The organism is Pyxidicoccus trucidator (assembly GCF_010894435.1).
GTDB lineage: Bacteria > Myxococcota > Myxococcia > Myxococcales > Myxococcaceae > Myxococcus > Myxococcus trucidator.
Map to the genome: position 1 here is coordinate 111,606 of NZ_JAAIXZ010000011.1, position 21,283 is coordinate 132,888.

Sequence of the window (21,283 nt, forward strand, 5' to 3'; positions counted from 1 at the left end):
CTCCGGGGCCGGAGCGCCACACGTCGGCGCGGCGGGCAGTACGTCGCGCCGGCGTGACAGCTCAGGACGTCTTGGGCGGAACGCCCGCGTCGAGCAGCCCTGCTGGCAGCCCCTCCACGAGGAGCATCTCCGAGTGGGCGCTGGCATGGCGGAGCGCCTTGGCCGCGGCGTACTCCGGCGAGGCCCACCAGGCACGGGCCTGCTCCACGCTGGGGAACTCCAGCAGGACGAAGCGCGGCGGCTCCCAGGTGCCCTCGAGCGTCTGCGTCGCGCCTCCGCGCACGAGGTAGCGCCCGCCGTACCGGGCGATGGCGGGCGGCGCGAGCTGCTTGTATCGCTCGTACGTCTGCGCATCATGCACCGAGATCTGGACCAGCACGTACGCAGGCATCCACGCTCCTTGAGTCGACTCAGAAGACGAACGGGAAGCGGACGGGACCACCCTGCTCCTCGTGCTTCGGGAAGGTCCAGGCGCGGACCTTGCCCTCGATGCAGCGGGCGATGGGCGTGCCCTGGAGCGAGGCGGTCTCGGTGACGACCTCGCCGACCTTACCGCTGGGGAGGATGCTCCAGCGCACGACGACGCGGCCTCCCGAGCTTGGAGTCTGCGGCTGCTGTGCCGCGGCGCACGCGTTGATGTCGCCCTTGTTGGCGAGCACCACCTCGAAGATGTCGGACTGGGCGAGCGACGCGGCCGGCTTCGCCGGGTCCGGAGGCACATAGACGGTGCGCTCCTGCACGTCCTTGGCAGGCGGCTCCGACAGCTCACGCTCGAAGGCCTCGTCGGGGCCCAGTTCCGACGCGGGCGACTCCTTGGCGGCGGGGACGGCTTCCACCTGCTCCGCGTCCGGCGACGCGTCGTCCACGGGCGGAGGACCTGCCGGGCGACTCTCCAGCGCGAGCGCGGCGGCGGGCGCGCTCGGCCGGGCGACAGGTGCACGCACAGGAGGGCTCGCCGTCGTCAGCGAGGAGGCCAGCGACGCGGCCGGGGCGCTGGGAGTCGTCACCGCCTTCCCACCCGTGGTCGCCAGCAGGGGCACGCTGCCACCTCGCTCGAGTCCGACATTGCCAAGGGGCGCGAGCGAGGAGCCCGCGACGGCACCGCTGCCGGCGGCTCCGGCCGGAGCACCCGCGACAGCACCGGAGGCGGCGGTGGCGCCCTTCACCGTCCCCACCGTCGAGCCCGTGCCGGGGGCAGCCATCGCATTGCCAGGAACCTCCTGGCCCGCGCCAGTGCCTACCGCCCCAGGCGCCAAGCCGGCGGAGGCCGAGCCCGGCACACCGTTCCCTGTAACGGTCGCGGCGGAAGCCGCGGTGCCCACCGTCCCAGGCGCCGAGTCGGCGGAGGCCGAGACAGGCACACCGTTCCCCGGAAGGGTTGCGGCGGAAGCCGCAGCGGCTCCGACACTGCCCGGCGTTGCGGATACGGAAGGAGCAGCGCCACCGGCACTGCCCGGCGTTGCGGACGCGGAAGGAGTGGAACCTCCGGCACCGCCCGGCGTTGCGGACGCGGAAGCCGCGGCGTTCACGGCATCACCGCCGCGCAGTCGGCCGAAGAGCACACTCCCCTGGCCGTTCCCCAGCAGGCCGAGGAGCACGGCCACCGTCACACCGCCCGTGGCGCCACCCAGCAGCGCGAGCCCCACCGCGCGACGCCACCGCGTTTCTCCCCGGTTCGCGGGCGCAGCGCCCAGCACCGCGTGCGTCCCCGCGGGGTCCACGGAAGCGCCACCCACCGAGAGCAGGCCTGCTCCCGACTCGCTCATGTTCGCGGGCGCGTGCGTCCCCACACCGCCCACCGGAGTACCTCCCTGGAGGGAGCCCGCCCCCTGCTCGTGCATCGCCGTGGAAGCCTGCGTCCACGCGGGGTCCACGGAGCCGCTCCGCGCCGCCGCGAGGCCCTCCACCGGACCCTGCGTCGCTACGACCGTGGACGTCCCCAGGGCGCCCGCCGCATCGAGGCTCGCCGTCACCGGCTCGGCGGACAGGGACCGCAGGGCCTCGGCGCCCTTCGGCTCGAAGTCCGGAGCGCCGCCGCCCACGGGCACCTCGTCCGCCGTCGGCACGCGCTCCCGCGGCAGCGGGACGAGCGCCTCGGCCAGCTCCGGCACCTGGCACAGCGGCAGCCACGCGCTGAACCCGTCGCGCCAGCACAGCGAGTCCGGTCCCAGCTCGCCTCGCTCACAGAAGCCCTTCAGCGCCGTGAGGTCGTGCGGTCCCGAGGGCTTCGCGCCCAGCGCGACATACCAGTCGTGGCTCACCGCCGCTTCCTGCACGGAGGACACGAGCGGACGGCCCCGGTGCAGGCGCTCGCCCAGCATCTCTCCGCGGGAGCGCGACTGCGTGGCGGGCGCTGCGATGCGGTTCTTGTCCGTGCGCAGCTTGCTGACGAAGGCGTCCAGCTCCGCGTCGGACACACCGCCCAGCACGGGCGTGGAGCTTCCCTCCGGTTCCCCTGGAAGACCTCCCTGGGCACTGCCCAGGTCGCTACCGCCGTCCCCTGAGTTACCGACCATGCACCCGCTCCTTGCCAGAGCCCGATTGACGACCCGCCCGACCACCTTCTGACCTCCCCCCAATGGAATGCCCGCGCGCGGATTCGTCAACGGAGAGTGTAGGCGCGGAGGTGGACATGGAGCGCACTCGAAACAGCGGCCCAGCGGAAATGTCCGTCCCCATCCGGGCGCGAGCACGCCCCTGTGCGGTGCTTGCGCACAGCCGCGGTGTCGGACCTCCAGCGCGCCACCTCCGCGTCAGAGCCGCTTCTGGAGCACCACGAAGGTGGGCGAGGGGTAGCCCGCGTGGGTGCCGTGGGCGAGGAACGTGTAGCCCAGGCGGGCGTACCAGTCCTGATGGTCCTGGAGCGCGAGCCGCACGTTGAGCCGCACGGGCATGGGGCCCAGCGCACGCGCCCGGGACTCCACCGCCTCCACCAGCGCCCGGGCGACACCCCGGCCCCGGAAGGGAGGCAGCACGGCCAGCCGGTCCAGGTACAGATGGTCCGACTTGGGATGGAAGAAGACGCACCCCTCCGCGCCGGAGGGGGACTCGGCGATGAAGGCGCCCCCGTCCCGCAGCTCGCGCAGGACGACCTCCACCGTCTTGCCGTGGGCGCTGGAGGGCGGGTCGAGCCGCCCCCGGTACTCCTCGAAGGCCTCTCGCAGCAGGAGTGCGAGCAGCGGCGCATCCTCCGGCACGGCTTCACGAATCATCGCGGACGGCTACTCCTTCAGCGCGGCGGTGAACTGGGTAATCGTCTTCTTCGCGTCACCCAGGACCATCATCGTGTTGGAGCGCACGAACAGCTCGTTCTCGATGCCCGCGAAGCCGGTGTTGAGCGAGCGCTTGAGCACGAGGCAGGTCTTCGCCATGTCCGCCGACAGGATGGGCATGCCGTAGATGGGGCTGCTCTGGTTGCTGCGCGCGGCGGGGTTGACCACGTCGTTCGCGCCCACCACCAGCGCCACGTCCGTGGCGGTGAAGTCATCGTTGATGACTTCCAGGTCGAAGAGGTGGTCGTAGGGGACGTTCGCCTCGGCGAGCAGCACGTTCATGTGGCCGGGCATGCGGCCCGCCACCGGGTGGATGGCATAGCGAACGTCACAGCCGTTGGCCTGGAGCGCGTTGGCCAGGTCCCGCACCGCGTGCTGTGCCTGGGACACGGCCATGCCGTAGCCGGGGACCACGATGACGGAGCGCGCCGCGCGGAGCACCTCGGCCGCCTCCTCCACCGAGCCCACGTTGGGCGCGGGCCCGGAGGGCGTCGCGCCCCCCGCCACCGCCTTCGTCTCCGGCGCCGCGCCGAAGGCGCCGAAGAGCACGTTGGCGAAGGAGCGGTTCATCGCCTTGGACATCATCATGCCCAGCAGGAAGCCGGAGAAGCCGTCCAGCGCGCCACAGATGATGAGGACGTTGTTGCCCAGCGCGAAGCCCGTGGCCGCCGCCGCGAGGCCCGCGTACGAGTTGAGGAGGCAGATGACCACCGGCATGTCCGCGCCACCGATGGGCAGCACCAGCAGCACGCCCAGCAGCACGCCCAGCACCGCCACGGCGTAGAAGGCCCAGGACGCGTCCGGCATGTAGACGAGCAGCGCAATCAGCCCCAGCGTGCCGGCAATCATCAGCACGTTGGAGGCGTTCTGCCCCGGGTAGGTGACGGGCTTGCCGGTGATGAAGCCCTGCAGCTTGCCGAAGGCCATGAGGCTTCCGGTGAAGGTGAGCGCGCCGAGCGCCACCTCCAGGCCGGTGGCGGTGACCTGGAGCGTGCTCATGTTCGGGCCGCCGTGCTCCAGGTACTCGACGACGCCCACCAGGCCCACCGCGAGGCCGCCGAAGGCATGCGACAGGGCGATGCGCTCGGGCATCTTCGTCATCGGAATCCACAGGCCCATGCCCGTGCCCACGGCGGAGCCGATGACGATGGCCAGGATGATCCACTCCCAGCGCACGATGACGCCGGACACCGCCACGCCGTACAGCAGCGTGCCGGCGACGGCGGCCACCATGCCGACCTCCGCGAGCAGCACGCCCCTGCGCGCCGTCTGGGCGTCGCCCAGGTCCTTCAGGCCCAGGACGAAGAGGATGGAGGCCGCCAGGTACAGCAGTTGGACGAACGTCTCTGTCGTGGAGAGCGTCACCGCGTGCCTCCCTTCTTCTTGAACATACGGAGCATGCGGTCGGTGATGAGGAAGCCACCCACCACGTTGATGGTGGCGGCGAGCACCGCCACCCCGCCGAGCACCGTCGACAGCGTCCCGTAGTGCCCGCCCGCCGCCAGCAGCGAGCCCACCAGGGAGATGCCGGAGATGGCGTTGGTGAAGGCCATCAGCGGCGTGTGCAGCAGGTGCGGCACCTTGGAGATGACCTGGTAGCCGGTGAAGGCGGCCAGGAAGAACACGTACAGGCCGAAGATCAGCGTCAGTGACATGTCACGGCTCCCTCATGGCCACGTCCGCCACCGCCGGGTGGACGATTTCGCCGCCGCGGGTGATGAGCATGCCCCTCACGATTTCATCCGCGGTGTCGAGCTTCAGCGCCCCGTCCTTGTCGGTGACGTGCGCGAGCAGCTTCTCCAGGTTGCGCGAGAACATCGCGCTGGCGTGCACCGCGAGCTGGCTGGGCAGGTTGCGCTCGCCGATGACGGTGACACCGTTCTCCGTGCGGTAGCGCTCGCCGGGGCGGGTCAGCTCGCAGTTGCCGCCCTGCTCCGCCGCGATGTCCACCACCACCGAGCCGCTCTTCATGCGCCGCACCATGTCCGCCGGCAGCAGCACCGGAGCGCGACGGCCGGGCACGAGCGCGGTGGTGATGACGGCGTCCGACTTCGCCACGTGCACCGCGAGCGCCTCCGCCTGCTTCTTCTTCGCCTCCTCGCTCAGCTCCTTCGCGTAGCCGCCGGAGCCCGCGGCGTCCTCGATGTCGATGTTGACGAAGCGGGCGCCCAGGCTCTCCACCTGCTCCTTCACCACCTTGCGGACGTCGTACGCCTCCACCACCGCGCCCAGGCGGCGCGCCGTGGCGATGGCTTGCAGCCCGGCCACGCCCGCCCCCAGCACCAGCACCTTGGCCGGAGGAATGGTGCCGGCCGCCGTCATCAGCATGGGGAACAGCTTCGGCATGGCCTCCGCCGCGAGCAGCACCGCGCGGTAGCCGGCAATCGTCGCCTGAGAGCTGAGCACGTCCATCATCTGCGCCAGCGTGGTGCGCGGCACCATGTCCATGGCCAGCAGCGTCACCTGCCGCTGGGCGAGCTCCCGCGCCAGCTTCGGGTTGGACATGGGGTACGCGAGGCTCACCAGCACCGAGCCGGCCTTCAGCAGCGCCAGCTCCTCCGGCCCCGGCGGCTGCACCTTGAGCACCACGTCGGCGGCGGCGTAGACGGCGGCGGCGCTCGGCTCGAGGCGGGCCCCGGCCGCGCGCAGCTCCTCGTCGGAGCACTCCGCGCCCAGGCCCGCACCGCTTTCGACCACCACTTCGTGCTTCCTGCCGACGAGGCGTTTCACGCTCTCCGCCACGAGCGCGATCCGCCTTTCGCCCGGCACCGTTTCACGGGGGATGGCGATGATCATGTCTGGGAGCATAGGCGAACACGCCGGGTGACAAGCTCCCACCACCCGGAGTGTACTGCCCCAGCCTTCTCCCCCTCCCTTCAGTCCTAGGGGGTTCCCACATGTTGCGCCGCGTCACTCACATTGAGGGAGCACTCACGCAACTTTGCGGCCCCCTGCCCCATAATCAGAGAATTCCGAGAAGTTGAACGCCCGGGGAGTGTTCATGTCCACGAAGGTCGGTCCCAAGCTCATTGCCACGTCCACGGTGAAGACGGCGGCCACGCAGGATACCCAGACGACGCAACAAGCTTGGGCGGCGGACCTGGCACTCCTGCAGTCCGTGAAGGACCTCGTGGGGGCCCAACCCCAGACGACGGCCAATGCCCGGGAGACGTCTACCTTCACGCCGGCCGCGGCGCAGAAGACCGCCAACCCGCAGCTGTCGATGGTGGACAACGCCATCGACCAGGCCTTCAAGCGCGTCTACGTGAACGACTCGCGCCCGACGTCCGGCGCCGAGTTCGAGAAGTACCGCAAGGCGGCCCAGGAGCGCGCCGACAAGGGCATGAGTCCCAAGGACATCATGCATGACATCGCCAACATGATCCGCGCCGACAAGGCGGGCGGCACCAGCACTCCCGGCGGGGCGAACCCGAACGTCAACGTGGACTCGGCCATCGACCAGGCCTTCAAGCGCGTCTACATGAACGACTCGCGCCCCACGACTGGCGCCGAGCTGGAGAAGTACCGCAAGGCGGCCCAGGAGCGCGCTGACAAGGGCATGAGTCAGAAGGACATCATGCACGACATCGCCAACATGATCCGCGCGGACAAGGCCGGCGGTACCACCAGCCCCGGCGGCGGGACGAACCCGAACGTCAACGTGGACTCGGCCATCGACCAGGCCTTCAAGCGCGTCTACCTGAACGACTCGCGCCCCACGACCGGCGCCGAGCTGGAGAAGTACCGCAAGGCGGCCCAGGAGCGCGCCGACAAGGGCATGAGTCAGAAGGACATCATGCACGACATCGCCAACATGATCCGCGCCGACAAGGCCGGCGGTACCACCAGCCCCGGCGGCGGGACGAACCCGAACGTCAACGTGGACTCGGCCATCGACCAGGCCTTCAAGCGCGTCTACCTGAACGACTCGCGCCCCACGACCGGCGCCGAGCTGGAGAAGTACCGCAAGGCGGCCCAGGAGCGCGCCGACAAGGGCATGAGTCAGAAGGACATCATGCACGACATCGCCAACATGATCCGCGCCGACAAGGCCGGCGGTACCACCAGCCCCGGCGGCGGGACGAACCCGAACGTCAACGTGGACTCGGCCATCGACCAGGCCTTCAAGCGCGTCTACCTGAACGACTCGCGCCCCACGACCGGCGCCGAGCTGGAGAAGTACCGCAAGGCGGCCCAGGAGCGCGCCGACAAGGGCATGAGTCAGAAGGACATCATGCACGACATCGCGAACATGATCCGCGCGGACAAGGCCACCGGCGGCGGCGGGTCCAACTCGACGGTGAACGTGGACTCGGCCATCGACCAGGCCTTCAAGCGCGTCTACATGAACGACTCGCGTCCCACGACCGGCGCCGAGCTGGAGAAGTACCGCAAGGCGGCCCAGGAGCGCGCTGACAAGGGCATGAGCCAGAAGGACATCATGCACGACATCGCCAACATGATTCGCGCCGACCGGCAATAGCGGTCGGCGGGCCCGCCCCTCTCACGAGGGGCTCGGGCCCCACCGGGGAGCGCTCAGGAAGCCTGCTTCGCCGCGCGAGCCGCTTCGCGCTGTGCGGCGACCCAGGCCTTCGCCTCCTCCTCGGTGGCCACCATGGCGAAGGGGATGCTTCCCTTGACCCCCAGCAGCTCCTGCGCCCGAATCATCATGTTGACCATGGTCCGCATGGCGAAGCTGGTGCCGAACATCACCGAGCCGGCGTAGGGCAGCAGGTCCGGGTTCTCACCCAGGGCCTTGCGGACGTCCGCCGACATCCCGCTGCCCTGCCGCGAGTCCGTGATGATGTAGATCGTAGGGTAGCGAAGCTTGAGTTCCCGCACGAGCGCGTTCGACTCCTCCATCAGCTTCATGTCGTACACGCCGACGGTGACCATGCGCACCGTGTCCGGCTCCTCGAACCACATCTTATGCGGGCCCAACGTCCACACTGCTCCCATGGTGCTGCTCCTTGTCGTCCGGGTTCGGGGGTGGTTCAGCGCTGCTGAGTCGGCGTCGTGCCCGCGTGCTGGCGCAGGTAGAGGAAGCACTCCCGCAGGCCTTCCTTCAGACTGCCGAGCGTCTTCACCTCGCGCAGGTCCACGCCAATCTGGACCAGCGTCTGGGCAATCAGCGGGCTGATGCCCGTCACCACGCAGTACGCTCCCAGCAGCCGCGCCGCGTTCACCATCTTGATGAAGTGGTTGGCCGTCATCGTGTCCACCACCTCCACGCCGGTGATGTCGATGATGACGCAGCGGGCCTTCCCCTGGACGATGCGATGCAGGAGCCGCTCGGTCATCTCCACCGAGCGCTGCGTGTCCACCACGCCGACGATGGGCAGGGTGAGGATGTCGTCCCACAGCTCGATGATGGGCGTGGACAAATCCCGGATGGCCTCGCGCTGCCGTTCGATGGTGGAGAGCTTCTCCTCCATCTCCCGGTGGCTCGTCGCCAGGCGGGTCACCGCCGCCTCGTGCTCGCGGCGCGTGGTGGCCAGCTCGCGCACGAAGACGTTGAGCGTCTCCTCCAGCGAGGCGAGCTCGTCGATGTCGTCGATGGGGATGGTGGTCCGCTCGGCGGAGTACTCACCCACGGAGATCATCGACAGCACGTCGATGATGCGGCCGATGCGCGCGGGGTCGATGGACAGCTGGGCTTGCGGCTTGGACTGGGCGCTCATGGGGTGGGGGTTCCTCAGGCGGCGGACTTCGGGGGGGCGGAGGGGGACAGGCCGAGCATCTCGTCAGCCAGCTTCAGGGAGGCCTCTCGCTCGGCGGAGGCGTTGCGCCCGCCCAGCACCTGGACGCCGAGCAGCAGCAGGCCCTCCTCCAGGCCCAGCGCCGTCTCCACGCCCTCGAGCTGGATGCCCATGCTCTGCAGGGTGAGGGCCACGTCCGCGCCCATGCCGCAGAGCACGGTGCGGGTGCCCATCAGCCGGGCCGAGGCGGCCAGCCGCGCGAGCACCGCGCACAGGTGGCTGTCCACCAGCCAGAGGCCGGAGATGTCCACCACCATGCCGCGCGCGCCGGTGCGCTGGATGTCGCGCAGCACGTCCGAGCACAGCTGCGCGGCCTGGGCGTCGGTGATGTCGCCCTGGAGGGGGACGATGAGGTTCCCCCACAGGGGGATGATGGGAATGCGCGCGGTGTCGCGCTCGGGACGGGGGGCCACCTGCGGAACGAACTGGCTCATGCAATCTCCACGTCCGCCACCATCACGGTAGCGTCGTCTGTCGGGCGGGCGTAGCGCTCCAATAGCAGCGCGCAGGCCTCGGGGGGCGGAAGCTTCTGGGCCTGCTCCAGGTCCAGCCTGGAGCTCAGCCCGTCACTGAAGAAGACGAGCCGGTCTCCGGGCGCCATCACCGCCGAGACGGTGCGCAGCGAGCGGATGGGCTGGCCCACGATTCCGGGCGTGGGAATCACCGGCACCCGGGTGCCCCGCGTGCGCAGCTCCACGTTGCCCACGCCACAGCAGCGCAGCGTCTGCCCGTCGAACAGGCCCACCATGATGGCCGCGCCCCGTCCGTGCCGCAGGGCCGCGTGCAGCGCTTCCAGCAGCGGCTCCACCCCCGCGTTCAGCGGCAGGTCCGCCAGGCAGCGGACCGCGTCCGCCGCCACTCGCGCCGCCACCGGGCCGTGGCCCAGCGCGTCCACGACGGCCAGCAGCGTGTGCGCCCCGTCCTGCCGCACCAGCGCCACGTCGCCGTTCTCCACCTCGCCTGGCTTGGGACGGGACTGGTGGGCGACAGCCAGCCTCACAACCACACCTCGAAGTCCACCTGGGTGCCCGAGGGCCCGGTGCGCACGTCGAACCGGTCCGCCAGCCGCTTCACGCCCAGCAGCCCCAGGCCCATGCCCGTCTTGCTGCGGTACGTGCCGGACAACACACGCTCCAGGTCGGGGATGCCACGGCCCTGGTCCTCCGCGCGCACGCGCAGGAGCCGCCGCGGCGTCTGCTCGGGGGCGAGCTGGATGGTGCCCCCGCCGGCATACGCAATCTGGTTGCGCGCCAGCTCGCTCACCGCCGTGGCCACCTTCTGGCACTCGTAGCCGCGCCCGCCCAGCGTCTCGCACAGCGAGCGCGCCGCGAGCCGCGCATGGCTGGCGTCCGACTCCGTGCGCACGAGATAGGTGGTGGCCCGCACCTCCGCGGGGGCCATGGCCGGCTTCGACGCGGTAGCGGCGGGCCCCGGGGGCGCGGTCAGCGTGCGGAGCAGCGCGGCCAGCTGCGGCCGGCGGGCGGGGTCGACGAAGTGCCGCGTGGCGGGCTCCAGCGCCTCGATGACGCGAGGCAGCTCCGAGGCATTCACCGACTCCAGCGACAGCCGCAGTGGCTCCAGCGTCCCGCGGAGCACGAGCCGCGCCGCCGTTTCCGACATGAACTGCTGCAAAACGCGCAACAGCTCCGCGCACATCGAGCCCCTGCTCACCAGCGCCTCCTGTTTTCGATGACGACCCGCTTGCGGGCGACCACTTCCAGGCCACCTCCCTCGCGGTTGGACACGTGAACCCCATCCGTCAGCCGCATGACCGCCGCCCCGCCCTCGCCCAGGCTCTCTCCCGGCAGCGGGCCGGGACGGCCTTCGCCACGGCCCAGGAAGAGCCGCTCGGGGTCCGCCATGCCGGGACCGCGATCTCGCGAGCGGATGAAGAGCCACTCCGCCTCGCGCCACAGCTCCACGGTTCCCCCCGCGCCGGCGTGCCGCACCAGGTTGGTGGCCAGCTCACTCACCACCACCGCCACCTCCGCGCTGGCCGGGGCAGACATCCCCACCTGCCGCGCGAAGCGACGCCCCAGCGCGGAGGCCACGGCTGCGTCTGATTTCAGGCGGACCTCCACGCTGAGAGGAGTCTCAGGTCCTGAAAATGTGCTGAGGGAGGGGGCCGGCAAAACTCATCCCTGTTGGAATATTTCGATAACCAGAGCACCGTTGTGTTGAATATGTAAAGTGGTGCACATTGCACCCACCGGAGCCTGCTTCCCTCTCACGGAAGCAGCGGATAGACTGCTCCGTTTGGCCGCACTGAAGCCCGGCTTCACCGGATGCTCACGGGAAGCCCTGGGTTTCCTGCTCTCGGTGCCGGCACGCCGCCAACGGGGCCCGCGGAGGGAGCCGAAGCTCCCCGCCCGTCACGCTCCGTTGAGGTGCGCCACCTGAAGGTCCTGCCCCACCACCAGCGTGGTGCCCTGAGGCAGCTCCACCCAGCCCGACGGACGCTTCAGGTGGCTGGCCACCACCACCGTGCGTCGGCGCCGGTGCGCGCCCACCGCGGGCTGTGTCTCGGGGGTACCAGGCGTCACGCCACACAGCTCGCACTCCGCCGAGCCCTCCAGCCGCGTGTAGAAGAGCGGCTCCTCGCCAAAGCGGCACGCCGCCAGGACGAAGCCATTGGTGGCCACCAGGTTGAGCGTGGAGGCGCGCGTCACGCCCTTCTCGGTGGCGACCTTCGCCACCTCGCGCGCGGTATCCGCCAGCAGGCGCCCGGCGACGCGGGCCTCCAGTCGTGGATCATCCGTACGGCCCACGTCCCTCAACTGGCGCAGGAAGAGGGCGAAGAGCACCTCGCTGTCGGTGCCGCCCCGCACCTGCCGCTGCAGGTGGTCCGGCAGGGACTCCAGCAGTGGCGCGCGCAGCTGCTCGAAGCCCTTCACGCTCCCCTGGTGCGCGAACAGCCAGCGGCGCGCCCGGAACGGCTGCGTGTTGTCCTCCAGCGACAGGCCCAGCGGCAGCCGGGCGGCGTGGAAGAGCAGCGCTTCGGATTCGTGGGGCGGGGCAAGCGAGTCCACCGTGAGCTCGCCATCGCTGGCGAAGCGCCGCAGCAGCACCTCGTCCTGGGCATACGCGCCCACCCCCACGGCGTTGGAACGCTGCTCTGCCTGCAAGAGCACCTGGCTGGAGAGCCGGTGGAGCTCGCAACGGAGCAGGTTCGGGTCGGACGTCAGGGCGGCGAGGACGACGGACATGGATGGAGACCCCCTTCCCAGGGATAGATAATGACGTGGGCCTCCCCCCTCAAGCCAGCAGGCGCGTCCCCTTGGTCCCTCGCTAAGCCCTTGAAATGGCTGGGTTTTGCCTGACTGGAAACGTTGACACGCCTGGGAGAGACGCCTAACCTCCCTGCCCTTCACCGACGGACCTCGGCTGCAGGTTCTCACCGGAGACGGAATGGCGGACGACATCGCAATCGGCATCGACCTGGGCACGTCCTATTCGTGCGTGTCGGTGGTCCAGGACGGCCAGCCCGTGGTCATCCCCAACGAGTGGGGGGAGACGACGCATGCCTCCTGCGTGTCCTTCCTCGAGGATGGCTCGGTGCTGGTGGGCAACGCGGCCAAGAAGAACATCATCACCAGCCCGGAGCAGACGGTCTATTCCGCCAAGCGGCTCATCGGTCGGTACTACTTCTCCGACGAGGTGAAGAAGGCGCAGGCGGTGATGCCGTACCGCATCGTCGAGGGCGAGAACAACTCGGTGCGCATCGCCGTGGGCCAGCGCTCGTACTCGCTGCCGGAGATCAGCGCGCTGGTCCTCAAGGAGATGAAGGCGGTGGCGGAGACGTACCTCGGGCGCGAGGTGTCAAAGGCCGTCGTCACGGTGCCGGCGTACTTCAACGACAACCAGCGCCAGGCCACCAAGGACGCGGGCCGCATCGCCGGGCTGGAGGTGCTGCGCATCCTCAACGAGCCCACCGCGGCGGCGCTGGCCTACGGCTTCGGCCGGGACGTCAACCAGCGCATCGTCGTCTACGACCTGGGCGGCGGCACGTTCGACGTGTCGATTCTGGAGATCGGCAAGGACGTCTTCGAGGTGCTGTCCACCGCGGGTGACACGTACCTGGGCGGCGACGACTTCGACGACCGCATCATGACGTGGCTGGCGGACGACTTCCTGGCGAAGACGCGGCTGGACGTGCGGCAGAACAAGTACTGCCTGCAGATGCTCAAGGAGGCCGCGGAGAAGGCGAAGATCGACGTGGGGCAGACCGGCACGGCGGACATCCTCTGCCAGGGCATCTGCCAGGACGCGCAGGGCAACATCATGGACCTGCGCGGCACGCTGAACCAGGACCAGTTCAACCGGATGGTGATGGACCTGGTGCAGCGCACGTTCAAGGTGTGCGACGAGGCGCTGCAGAGCGCGCGGCTGACGGCGGCGGACATCGACGCGGTCATCCTGGTGGGCGGCCCCACGCGGCTGCCCATCATCCGCAACTCGGTGAAGCACTACTTCCAGAAGGAACCCCTGGAGGGCATCAACCCGGACCAGGTCGTCGCCATGGGCGCCGCGCTCCAGTCGCACGCGCTGCTGGACAGCAAGACGGAGACGTTCCTGGTGGACGTGACGCCGCTGACGCTGCGCATCGGCACGGTGGGCGGGTACACGGAGAAGATCATCGACAAGAACACGCCGGTCCCCATCGACCGCTCGAAGACCTTCACCACCAGCCGCGACGGCCAGGAGAAGGTGAAGATCCGCGTGTACCAGGGCGAGTCCAACCGCGCCGACGAGTGCGAGATGCTGGGCGAGTTCGAGTTCTCGGGCTTCCGCATCGGCTACCGCGGCGAGGTGAAGATTGAAGTCACCTTCGAGATCAACACCGACGGCCTGGTGAACGTGTCCGCGTGCGACACGGAGACGGGTCAGAAGACGTCGACGACCATCACCCTGTCTTCCGGCATGACCGAAGCCGACATCCAGAAGTCCATCCAGTCGAACCGCGACACGCGGCTCGCCGGCCACAACACCAACGACCTGCCCGCCGTGGCCCAGTAAGTGGCCCGTTAGACGACGCCGATGTCCCAGCCTTCAGACCCCAGCACCGGCAAGCCGCCGGGAGCCCCGCCCGGGACACCGGCGGCTCCCGCCCGTCCCGCCGTCCCCCGGGTGACGGCCACCGTCCCCGTGGCGCCCTCCGCACCCGCCACGGCCGCGCCCGGAGCGGCACGTCCACCGCCGGCCCCTGGCGCCGCGCCCGCCCAGCCTCCGACGGCCGCGCCTCCTCGCGTGCCTGGCGCCGCCGCGCCCGCCGCGGCACGTCCTGTCGTGACGGCCCCCGGCGTGGCTCCGATGGCTCCGCCCAGGGCCACCGCCACGGGCATCCCCACGGTGCAGGCTCCAATGGCCGGCGCGGCTCCGGCGGCTCCGCCGCGGGCGACCGCGACGGGCATTCCCACGGTGCAGGCCCCGACGGCGGGTGCGGCACCAGCGGCACCGCTCCGAGCCACTGCCACAGGCCTCCCCACGGTGCAGGCTCCGATGGCGGGTGCGTCCCCGGCGGCTCCGCCTCGGGCGACCGCGACGGGCATCCCCACGGTGCAGGCTCCGACAACGGGTGCGCCCCCGGCGGCTCCGCTCCGAGTCACCGCCACGGGCATCCCCACGGTGGGGCCCGCGGGCGCGGCCCCTCCGCCGGCCCGCCCCGCGACTCCGGGAGTTCCTCCGGTGGCGCCGGCACAGGCTGTTCGCCCCGGCACGACCGCGGGGGCCGTGCCCTCCACCGGCGCGCCCAACGGTCCTGCCCCGCGCGGCACGCCCGTCTCGATGCCCTCCATGCCTGGCGTGGCACCTGTGACCGCTCCGGTTGCCGTGCAGCCGCTGTCCTCCGGCGCCGTGCCTGGCGTGGCACCCGTGGCCGCGCGGCGTCCGCCCTCTGGCGCAGTGCCCACCGTCGCTCCCGCGACCGGGGCCGTACCGCCAGCCCAGGCGACCGCCGCACAGCGCCCGCCCTCCGGTGCCGTGCCCGCGGTCCCGGGCGCCGTACCGACTATCGCCGCCACGCAGCGCCCGCCCTCCGGTGCCGTGCCCGCGGTCCCGGGCGCCGTGCCGACCGTCGCCGCCGCGCAGCGCCCGCCCTCCGGTGCCGTGCCCGCTGTCCCAGGCGCCGTGCCGACTGTCGCCGCCGCGCAGCGCCCTCCTTCCGGTGCCGTGCCCGCTGTCCCAGGCGCAGTGCCGACCGTCGCCGCGCAGCGTCCTCCCACCGGCGCTGTTCCTCTCGTAGCGCCTGCCTCGGGCGCGGGTGCCGCCGTGCGCCCGCCACCCGTGGTGCCCCCGGCCGCGCCCCGCCCGCCTCCCACGCTGGCGGTGGGCCAGGTCGCTCCGCCCGTCGCTCCGGCCTCGCAGCCACCGCCGCGTCCGGGAGCGCGTCCCACCGTCTCCCTCCCCGCGGTGGCGCCCTCGGGCTCCGCACCCCGGCCTCCGTCCGTCGCCGGAAGCGCCGTTCCACCCGTCGCTCCGGCCCCGCCCACCGCCGCCATGCGCGTGGCGACCGTGCCGCCTGGCGTTCCTGGCATCCCGTCCGTGGCCCCAGCCGTCCCCGGCATCGCGCCCATGGCCCCGGTGCCCGGCATCCCGCCCGTGGCCGCGGCCCGCGCTCCGGCCGGCGGCGTGCCCTCGGTGGCGCCCATGGTGCCGTCCATCGCCCCGGCCATCCCCTCGGTGGCGCAGCGGGTGCCGCCTCCGCCTCCCGCGGCGGCCATGGCCCCCCCGCCCCCTCCCACCGAGTCCAAGGGCCCGGGCCTGGACGCCCACCAGCTCGCGGACCTGGAGTCTCGCTGCGCGAGGCTGGACCAGATGGACTACTTCGAGATCCTGCTGCTCGAGCGGACAGCCGCTCCGGCGGACATCAAGAAGGCCTTCTACCGCGAGAGCCGCACCTACCACCCGGACCGCTTCTTCCACATCGAGGCCCGGGAGCTGAAGGAGCTCGTCCACGAGCTCTACAAGCGCGTCACCGAGGCCTACTACGTCCTGCGCGACGACACGAAGCGCAAGAAGTACCTCGCCGACGTGACGGGCCCCGAGCGTGCCCAGAAGCTGCGCTTCACCGATGCCTCCGAGGCGGAGACCAAGGCCGCCGTCAAGAAGGAGCAGGAGGAGCAGATCGGCACCCACCCCAAGGGGCGCCAGTTCTACGCGCAGGCCCAGAAGGACAGCGACGGCGGCAACCTGTCCGCCGCCGAGCGCAACCTCAAGATGGCGCTCACCTACGAGCCGTCCAACGCCCGCTACAAGGAGCGTCTGGCGGAAGTGCAGAAGCAGCTCCAGGAAGAGTCGAAGGGCAAGGGCGACTCGTTCAAGATTCGCTGACGGCCCGGGAGAGCACCATGGTCATCGACCTCACCATCCTCGGCCTGGTGCTGTTCTTCGCCATCATCGGCGCCGTCACCGGCGCCTCGCGACAGGTGGCCAACACGGTGGGGCTGGCGGCGGGCTACTTCGCCTCCAGTCGCCTGGGCTCGCTCCTCGGCCCCCGGCTGGCGGACGCCCTGGGCGCCCCGCTGTTCGTCGGCATCATCCTGGGCTCGGTGCTCGTCTTCGTGTGCGTGTGGCTGACGGTGCGCTACGCCCTGGGCGCGCTGCTCATGCGCTTTCTCGGCACCGGCAAGCACTCCGAGGACCGGAGCGTGGACCGCTTCCTCGGCTTCGTCCTGGGCGGCGCGAAGATGGCGCTCATCGCCTGGGTGGGCCTCAGCGCCGTCACCTTCTTCGAGAAGCACGTGGTGGTGGCCGGCCGCCGCGTCGGCGTCTCGACGAAGGAGTCGCTGTCCTTCGGGCTCGCGCGCCGCTTCAACCTCTTCGAGATGACGCAGTTCTCACAGGTGGGCAACCTGGTGCGCGTGGCCAAGGCGTCCGGAGACCCGGAGGCGGCGGGCCGCCTCCAGGAGGACCCCGCCTACAAGGCGCTGCGCAAGGACCCGCGCTTCGTGCGCGTGCTCCAGGACGAGCAGCTGAAGCAGGCGCTCTCGCGGGGCGACACCGCCGCCCTGCTGCGCAACGACCTGGTGCTCCAGCTCATCCAGGACCCGGACGTGGCCGCCCGACTGCGAGCGGCCGTCCGGGCCTCGGAGCGCGGGGACTGACTCAGACGCCAATCTGCGCCGAGTCCAACCCCACCAGCCGCTGGCGCACGAAGTCCGCGTCCACCTCCACGCGGCGGCGCCGGTGCTCGGGCGCGTCGAACATGATGTCCGCCATGATGAACTCGAGAATGGAGCGCAGCCCGCGCGCGCCCAGCCCCCGGTCCACCGAGTAGCGCACCACCTCGCGCAGCCCGCCGTCGGCGAACTCCAGCTCGATGTCGTCCATGGCCAGCAGCTCGCGGAACTCGCGGATGATGGAGTCGGGCGGCTCGGTCAGCACGCGGATGAGCTCCGGCTCCCCCAGCCGCTCCAGCTGCACCACCACCGGCAGGCGGCCGAGGAACTCGGCCATCATCCCGAAGTCCACCAGCTGCTTGGTGCTGATGCGCTTCCTGGAGCGCTTCGCCGCCTCCTCCGCGCCGAACCCCAGCGCCCGGCCGCCCTCCTCGCCGTACTCGTGCAAGTCACTGAACGTGCCCGCGCAGATGAAGAGGATGTCGCGCGTGTCCACCTGCACGAAGTCGCTCTTGTTCCACGCCTGGGTGACGTTCAGGGGCACGTACACCTCGCGGCCCTCCAGCAGCTTCAGGAGCGCCTGCTGCACCCCCTCGCCGCCGATGTCCCGGCTGCCGGCCCCGTTGCGCGCGCCCTGCGAGCGGCGGGCAATCTTGTCCACCTCGTCGATGAAGATGATGCCCCGCTGCGTGTCCTCCACCGAATGGTTCGCCTTGAACAGGAGGTCGGAAATCATCACCTCCACGTCCTTCCCGTAGTAACCGGCCTCCGTGTACTCGGTGGCGTCCACGGTGGTGAACGGGACCTGGAGGATGTCGGCCAGGTTCCGGGCGATGTGCGTCTTGCCGCTGCCGGTGGGGCCAATCAGCAGGATGTTCGACTTCTTGATGAGTGACTGCCTGCGCAGCCTGCGCGCCTGAACGCGCTTGAGGTGATTGTGAGCGGCGATAGCCACCGCACGCTTGGCGGCATCCTGGCCAATGACGAAGTGGTCCAGCCGATCGAAGATTTCCCTCGGGGTCAGCACCGCTTCTTCCCTGCGTGCGGACGACTCCATGTACCCTCCCCTTCTATCCACGCGTCCTCCCGGACTTCCTCCAAAGGGTAGGAATTGGATGGAAGGCTGGCCCGCGGGACTACAGGCGCCGCGCGGTGGAGGAGCCCGCCCGCCTGCCCTGCCGGCAGGCGGCTGTTGAATACGCGGGGGCTTTCCTATAGTTCCCGCGCACTTCCGTTGTTCAGGGGAGTCATCCCCTTTTTTCCCAGGGAGCCTCGAGACGCCGATGCCCGTAAACGCACCCCCGCACCGCTGGACCCTCGCCGACGCCCAGGAACTCTACGGAATCCGCAACTGGGGCAACCCCTACTTCGGCATCAACGAGAAGGGCCACGTCTGCGTCCACCCGGACGGGCCGCAGGCGCCCAGCATGGACCTGAAGGAGCTGGTGGACGAGGTCCGGCGCCGGGGCATCGGCCTGCCGCTGCTGCTGCGCTTCACGGACGTGCTGCGCCACCGCGTGGTGCACCTCAACGAGGCCTTCCGCAAGGCCATGGTCGACCAGGGCTACAAGGGCGACTACCGGGGCGTGTACCCCATCAAGGTGAACCAGCACCGCTACGTGGTGGAGACGCTCATCGAGGCGGGCAAGGCCTACAACTACGGCCTGGAGGCCGGTAGCAAGCCGGAGCTGCTGGCGGTGATGGCGCTGCTGGAGAACGAGGACGCGCTCGTCATCTGCAACGGCTACAAGGACGAGGAGTACATCGAGACGGCGCTCTTCTACTCGCGCCTGGGCCGCAACGTCATCCTCGTGGTGGAGAAGCCCAGCGAGCTGCCGCTGATCGCCGAGGTGTCGCGCCGCACGGGCATCGCCCCGCGGCTGGGCATGCGCGTGAAGCTGTCCACGCGCGGCGCCGGCAAGTGGGAGGCCAGCGGCGGAGACCGCTCCAAGTTCGGCCTGTCCTCGTCGGAGCTGATGAACTGCATCGGCTTCATGAAGGAGACCGGCATGCTGGCCTCCTTCGAGCTGCTGCACTTCCACCTGGGCAGCCAGATTTCCAACATCCGCAACGTGAAGAACGCGCTGCGCGAGGTGGGCTGCTTCTACGTCGAGGTGGCCCGCCAGGGCGCGCCGCTGAAGTACCTGGACGTGGGCGGCGGCCTGGGCGTGGACTACGACGGCTCGCAGACGAACTTCGCCTCCTCCATGAACTACACCACGGAGGAGTACGCCAACGACGTGGTCTTCGGCGTCATGGAGGCGTGCGACCGCGCCGGCGTTCCGCACCCCACGCTGGTGTCCGAGTCGGGACGCGCGGTGGTGGCGCACCACGCGGTGCTGGTGGTGGACGTGCTGGGCACCAGTGAGACGGACCCGGCCCAGGTGCCGGACAAGGTGGACGAGAAGGCCCCCTCGGTGGTGCGCAACCTGTGGTCCACCTTCCGCGAGGTGACCAACAAGAACCTGCTGGAGGCGTGGCACGACGCGCAGGACGCCAAGGAGGAGAGCCTCACCCTCTTCTCGCTGGGCCACCTGTCGCTGGAGCAGCGCGTGGCGGCCGAGAACATCTACTGGGCCATCTGCCACAAGATCATGCGCATCGCGAAGGAGGCGGGCGAGATTCCCGAGGAGCTGGACTCGCTGGAGAAGGCGCTCAGCGACACCTACTTCTGCAACTTCTCCGTGTTCCAGTCGCTGCCGGACTCGTGGGCCATCGACCAGCTCTTCCCGATGATGCCCCTCCACCGGCTGGCGGAGAAGCCGACGCGCCGGGCGACGCTGGCGGACATCACCTGCGACTCGGACGGAAAGATTGAGCACTTCATCGACAAGCGCGAGGTGAAGGACGCGCTGGAGCTGCACGCGCTCAACAACGACGACTACTACCTGGGCATCTTCCTGGTGGGCGCCTACCAGGAGATTTTGGGCGACCTCCACAACCTGTTCGGCGACACGCACGCCGTGCAGGTGTCGCTGGCGCCAAACGGCGGCTACCTCATCGACAACGTGGTGGCCGGCGACACGGTGACGGAGGTGCTCAACTACGTCAGCTACACCAAGGACGACCTCGTCGCGAAGCTGCGCAAGTTCACCGAGGTGGCGCTGCGCAACGGCCGCATCTCCCTGGACGAGTCGCGCAGCCTGCTGCGCATGTACGAGGACGGCCTGTCCGGCTACACGTACCTGGAGCGCGAGGTGGATGCGAGCTACGCCACCAACGCCAACCAGCTCCGCCTGGTGCCCCAGCCGAACGCCGCCCCGGGCCAGCGCCCCACCCTGCCCCCGTCGGGCACCTGAGCGCGCTGAGACGCCCACGGGCCCGCCCGGCGCTGTCCGGGTGAGGCCCTGAAGTCCAAGTGAAGCCCCCTGCCGCGACAGCGCCAGGGGGCTTCGCCGTTTCAGAGGTTGGCGATGACGGGCTCGGTGGAGCCGAACGGGGCGGGCTCGTCGGCGAAGGCCACGTCCGCGGCGCGGGCGCGCAGGTGCTGCAGGGCCGCCTGCTGCGTCTCGCCCCGGGCGATGAGGGCCTCGAAGTCGTAGCCGGCCAGGCGCGTGTCCCGCGCGGACAGCCGCGCCAGCGTGCGCCACAGGGACAGGCGCCCCTCGGTGGCGACGCACAGCCCCTCCAGCTCCACCAGCCGGCTCAGCGGCGAGTAGCGCACCAGCGAGCCGTTGAGCTTGAGGCGCCCGAGCTTCTCGGAGACCCAGGCCGCGCGCGTCTTGAGCGGGTCCTGCTTCAGCTCCAGCGTCTGCATCACCGACTCGAGGATGGACTGGTCATGCCGCAGCTCGGGGACGAAGGCCGACAGGTAGCGGCCCACCGGGTTGCTGCGGTTCTCCGTCTCGGTGCGGACGGCCAGCTCGATACCCGCCACCGAGCCCGCCAGGTGGTCGTTGAGATAGATACCCAGCCGCTTCGCGTCCATGCCATGCCTCCGGTTACCCACTTCCGCAGCCCGGCAGGGTGGGCATGGGGCCGCCGCCTCGCATCCCAGGCCCGGAAGGTCGGCTGAAGGGCAGGCAGGCAACCGTTACGCGAGCGAGCGTCCACACGACGGTACCCGCCCGGCAACGGGAGGGGGCGGGCCTGCAAGCGGCTTCTTGCCGGGTCCCCTCTCGTGAGACAACGCCCG

General features: G+C 70.3%; 21 protein-coding genes. 5 read left to right on the forward strand and 16 right to left on the reverse strand.

Going from position 1 to position 21,283, the window contains the following annotated elements; translation table 11 throughout:
- Positions 1-61 precede the first annotated feature (61 nt).
- The 6 genes from G4D85_RS28475 to G4D85_RS28500 all read right to left on the reverse strand — a co-directional run bounded on the left by G4D85_RS28475 (position 62) and on the right by G4D85_RS28500 (position 6,080).
- Complete coding sequence (locus G4D85_RS28475; RefSeq protein WP_164017164.1) at positions 62-391, reverse strand: DUF1330 domain-containing protein; 330 nt, start codon at positions 389-391, stop codon at positions 62-64.
- A gap of 19 nt (positions 392-410) precedes the next feature.
- Positions 411-2,516 (reverse strand): AgmX/PglI C-terminal domain-containing protein, encoded by a 2,106-nt coding sequence (locus G4D85_RS28480; protein ID WP_164017165.1) that lies wholly within the window; start codon positions 2,514-2,516, stop codon positions 411-413.
- 237 nt (positions 2,517-2,753) lie between these two features.
- Positions 2,754-3,212 (reverse strand): GNAT family N-acetyltransferase, encoded by a 459-nt coding sequence (locus G4D85_RS28485; RefSeq protein WP_164017166.1) that lies wholly within the window; start codon positions 3,210-3,212, stop codon positions 2,754-2,756.
- Positions 3,213-3,221: 9 nt separating this feature from the next.
- Positions 3,222-4,637, reverse strand: a complete 1,416-nt coding sequence (locus G4D85_RS28490) for an NAD(P)(+) transhydrogenase (Re/Si-specific) subunit beta (protein ID WP_164017167.1) — start codon at positions 4,635-4,637, stop codon at positions 3,222-3,224.
- Positions 4,634-4,927, reverse strand: a complete 294-nt coding sequence (locus G4D85_RS28495) for an NAD(P) transhydrogenase subunit alpha part 2 (protein WP_164017168.1) — start codon at positions 4,925-4,927, stop codon at positions 4,634-4,636. Before G4D85_RS28495 ends, G4D85_RS28490 begins: the two co-directional genes overlap by 4 nt.
- A 1-nt stretch (position 4,928) precedes the next feature.
- Entirely contained in the window at positions 4,929-6,080 is a 1,152-nt protein-coding gene (locus G4D85_RS28500; RefSeq protein WP_338052915.1) for a Re/Si-specific NAD(P)(+) transhydrogenase subunit alpha, read from the reverse strand.
- 193 nt (positions 6,081-6,273) lie between these two features.
- On the opposite strand from G4D85_RS28500, the gene G4D85_RS28505 reads away from it, so the two are divergent.
- Positions 6,274-7,755, forward strand: coding sequence for a hypothetical protein (locus G4D85_RS28505; RefSeq protein WP_164017170.1), 1,482 nt, complete (start codon positions 6,274-6,276; stop codon positions 7,753-7,755).
- A 53-nt stretch (positions 7,756-7,808) separates the two neighbouring features.
- Here the strand turns inward: G4D85_RS28505 and G4D85_RS28510 are convergent, their stop codons facing one another.
- From G4D85_RS28510 to G4D85_RS28540, 7 genes are all read right to left on the reverse strand, one after another.
- Positions 7,809-8,231, reverse strand: a complete 423-nt coding sequence (locus G4D85_RS28510; protein WP_164017171.1) for an STAS/SEC14 domain-containing protein — start codon at positions 8,229-8,231, stop codon at positions 7,809-7,811.
- 35 nt (positions 8,232-8,266) lie between these two features.
- Positions 8,267-8,953 (reverse strand): STAS domain-containing protein, encoded by a 687-nt coding sequence (locus G4D85_RS28515; protein ID WP_164017172.1) that lies wholly within the window; start codon positions 8,951-8,953, stop codon positions 8,267-8,269.
- Positions 8,954-8,967: 14 nt separating this feature from the next.
- Positions 8,968-9,465: an STAS domain-containing protein gene (locus G4D85_RS28520; RefSeq protein WP_164017173.1), complete on the reverse strand. Its 498-nt coding sequence runs from the start codon at positions 9,463-9,465 to the stop codon at positions 8,968-8,970.
- Positions 9,462-10,031: a SpoIIE family protein phosphatase gene (locus tag G4D85_RS28525; protein ID WP_164017174.1), complete on the reverse strand. Its 570-nt coding sequence runs from the start codon at positions 10,029-10,031 to the stop codon at positions 9,462-9,464. The genes G4D85_RS28520 and G4D85_RS28525 overlap by 4 nt, the downstream gene beginning before the upstream one ends.
- A complete protein-coding gene (locus G4D85_RS28530) occupies positions 10,028-10,702 on the reverse strand; it encodes an ATP-binding protein (protein ID WP_164017175.1) in 675 nt (224 codons plus the stop codon). Before G4D85_RS28530 ends, G4D85_RS28525 begins: the two co-directional genes overlap by 4 nt.
- Positions 10,699-11,082: an ATP-binding protein gene (locus G4D85_RS28535; RefSeq protein WP_240359547.1), complete on the reverse strand. Its 384-nt coding sequence runs from the start codon at positions 11,080-11,082 to the stop codon at positions 10,699-10,701. Before G4D85_RS28535 ends, G4D85_RS28530 begins: the two co-directional genes overlap by 4 nt.
- Positions 11,083-11,403: 321 nt before the next feature.
- Positions 11,404-12,237, reverse strand: coding sequence for a class II glutamine amidotransferase (locus G4D85_RS28540; RefSeq protein WP_164017176.1), 834 nt, complete (start codon positions 12,235-12,237; stop codon positions 11,404-11,406).
- Between the two features lie 202 nt (positions 12,238-12,439).
- Here G4D85_RS28540 and dnaK point away from each other — a divergent pair, with 202 nt between their 5' ends.
- On the forward strand, positions 12,440-14,047 hold the full coding sequence (gene dnaK, locus G4D85_RS28545) for a molecular chaperone DnaK (RefSeq protein ID WP_164017177.1): 1,608 nt from the start codon (positions 12,440-12,442) through the stop codon (positions 14,045-14,047).
- Between the two features lie 8 nt (positions 14,048-14,055).
- Here dnaK and G4D85_RS28550 read toward each other — a convergent pair whose 3' ends face one another.
- Complete coding sequence (locus tag G4D85_RS28550; protein ID WP_164017178.1) at positions 14,056-14,379, reverse strand: hypothetical protein; 324 nt, start codon at positions 14,377-14,379, stop codon at positions 14,056-14,058.
- A 919-nt stretch (positions 14,380-15,298) separates the two neighbouring features.
- On the opposite strand from G4D85_RS28550, the gene G4D85_RS49735 reads away from it, so the two are divergent.
- Both G4D85_RS49735 and G4D85_RS28560 read left to right on the forward strand, forming a co-directional pair.
- Entirely contained in the window at positions 15,299-16,360 is a 1,062-nt protein-coding gene (locus G4D85_RS49735; RefSeq protein WP_240359548.1) for a J domain-containing protein, read from the forward strand.
- A 17-nt stretch (positions 16,361-16,377) separates the two neighbouring features.
- Positions 16,378-17,133 (forward strand): CvpA family protein, encoded by a 756-nt coding sequence (locus G4D85_RS28560; protein WP_164017179.1) that lies wholly within the window; start codon positions 16,378-16,380, stop codon positions 17,131-17,133.
- A 1-nt stretch (position 17,134) separates the two neighbouring features.
- Here G4D85_RS28560 and clpX read toward each other — a convergent pair whose 3' ends face one another.
- Positions 17,135-18,205 carry an ATP-dependent Clp protease ATP-binding subunit ClpX gene (gene clpX, locus G4D85_RS28565; RefSeq protein WP_164017180.1) on the reverse strand — a complete coding sequence of 357 codons (1,071 nt, stop codon included), beginning with the start codon at positions 18,203-18,205 and terminating at the stop codon, positions 17,135-17,137.
- A 226-nt stretch (positions 18,206-18,431) separates the two neighbouring features.
- Here clpX and speA point away from each other — a divergent pair, with 226 nt between their 5' ends.
- Positions 18,432-20,447, forward strand: coding sequence for a biosynthetic arginine decarboxylase (speA, locus tag G4D85_RS28570; RefSeq protein WP_164017181.1), 2,016 nt, complete (start codon positions 18,432-18,434; stop codon positions 20,445-20,447).
- Between the two features lie 101 nt (positions 20,448-20,548).
- Here speA and G4D85_RS28575 read toward each other — a convergent pair whose 3' ends face one another.
- A complete protein-coding gene (locus G4D85_RS28575) occupies positions 20,549-21,076 on the reverse strand; it encodes a hypothetical protein (protein ID WP_205525752.1) in 528 nt (175 codons plus the stop codon).
- Positions 21,077-21,283 lie beyond the last annotated feature (207 nt).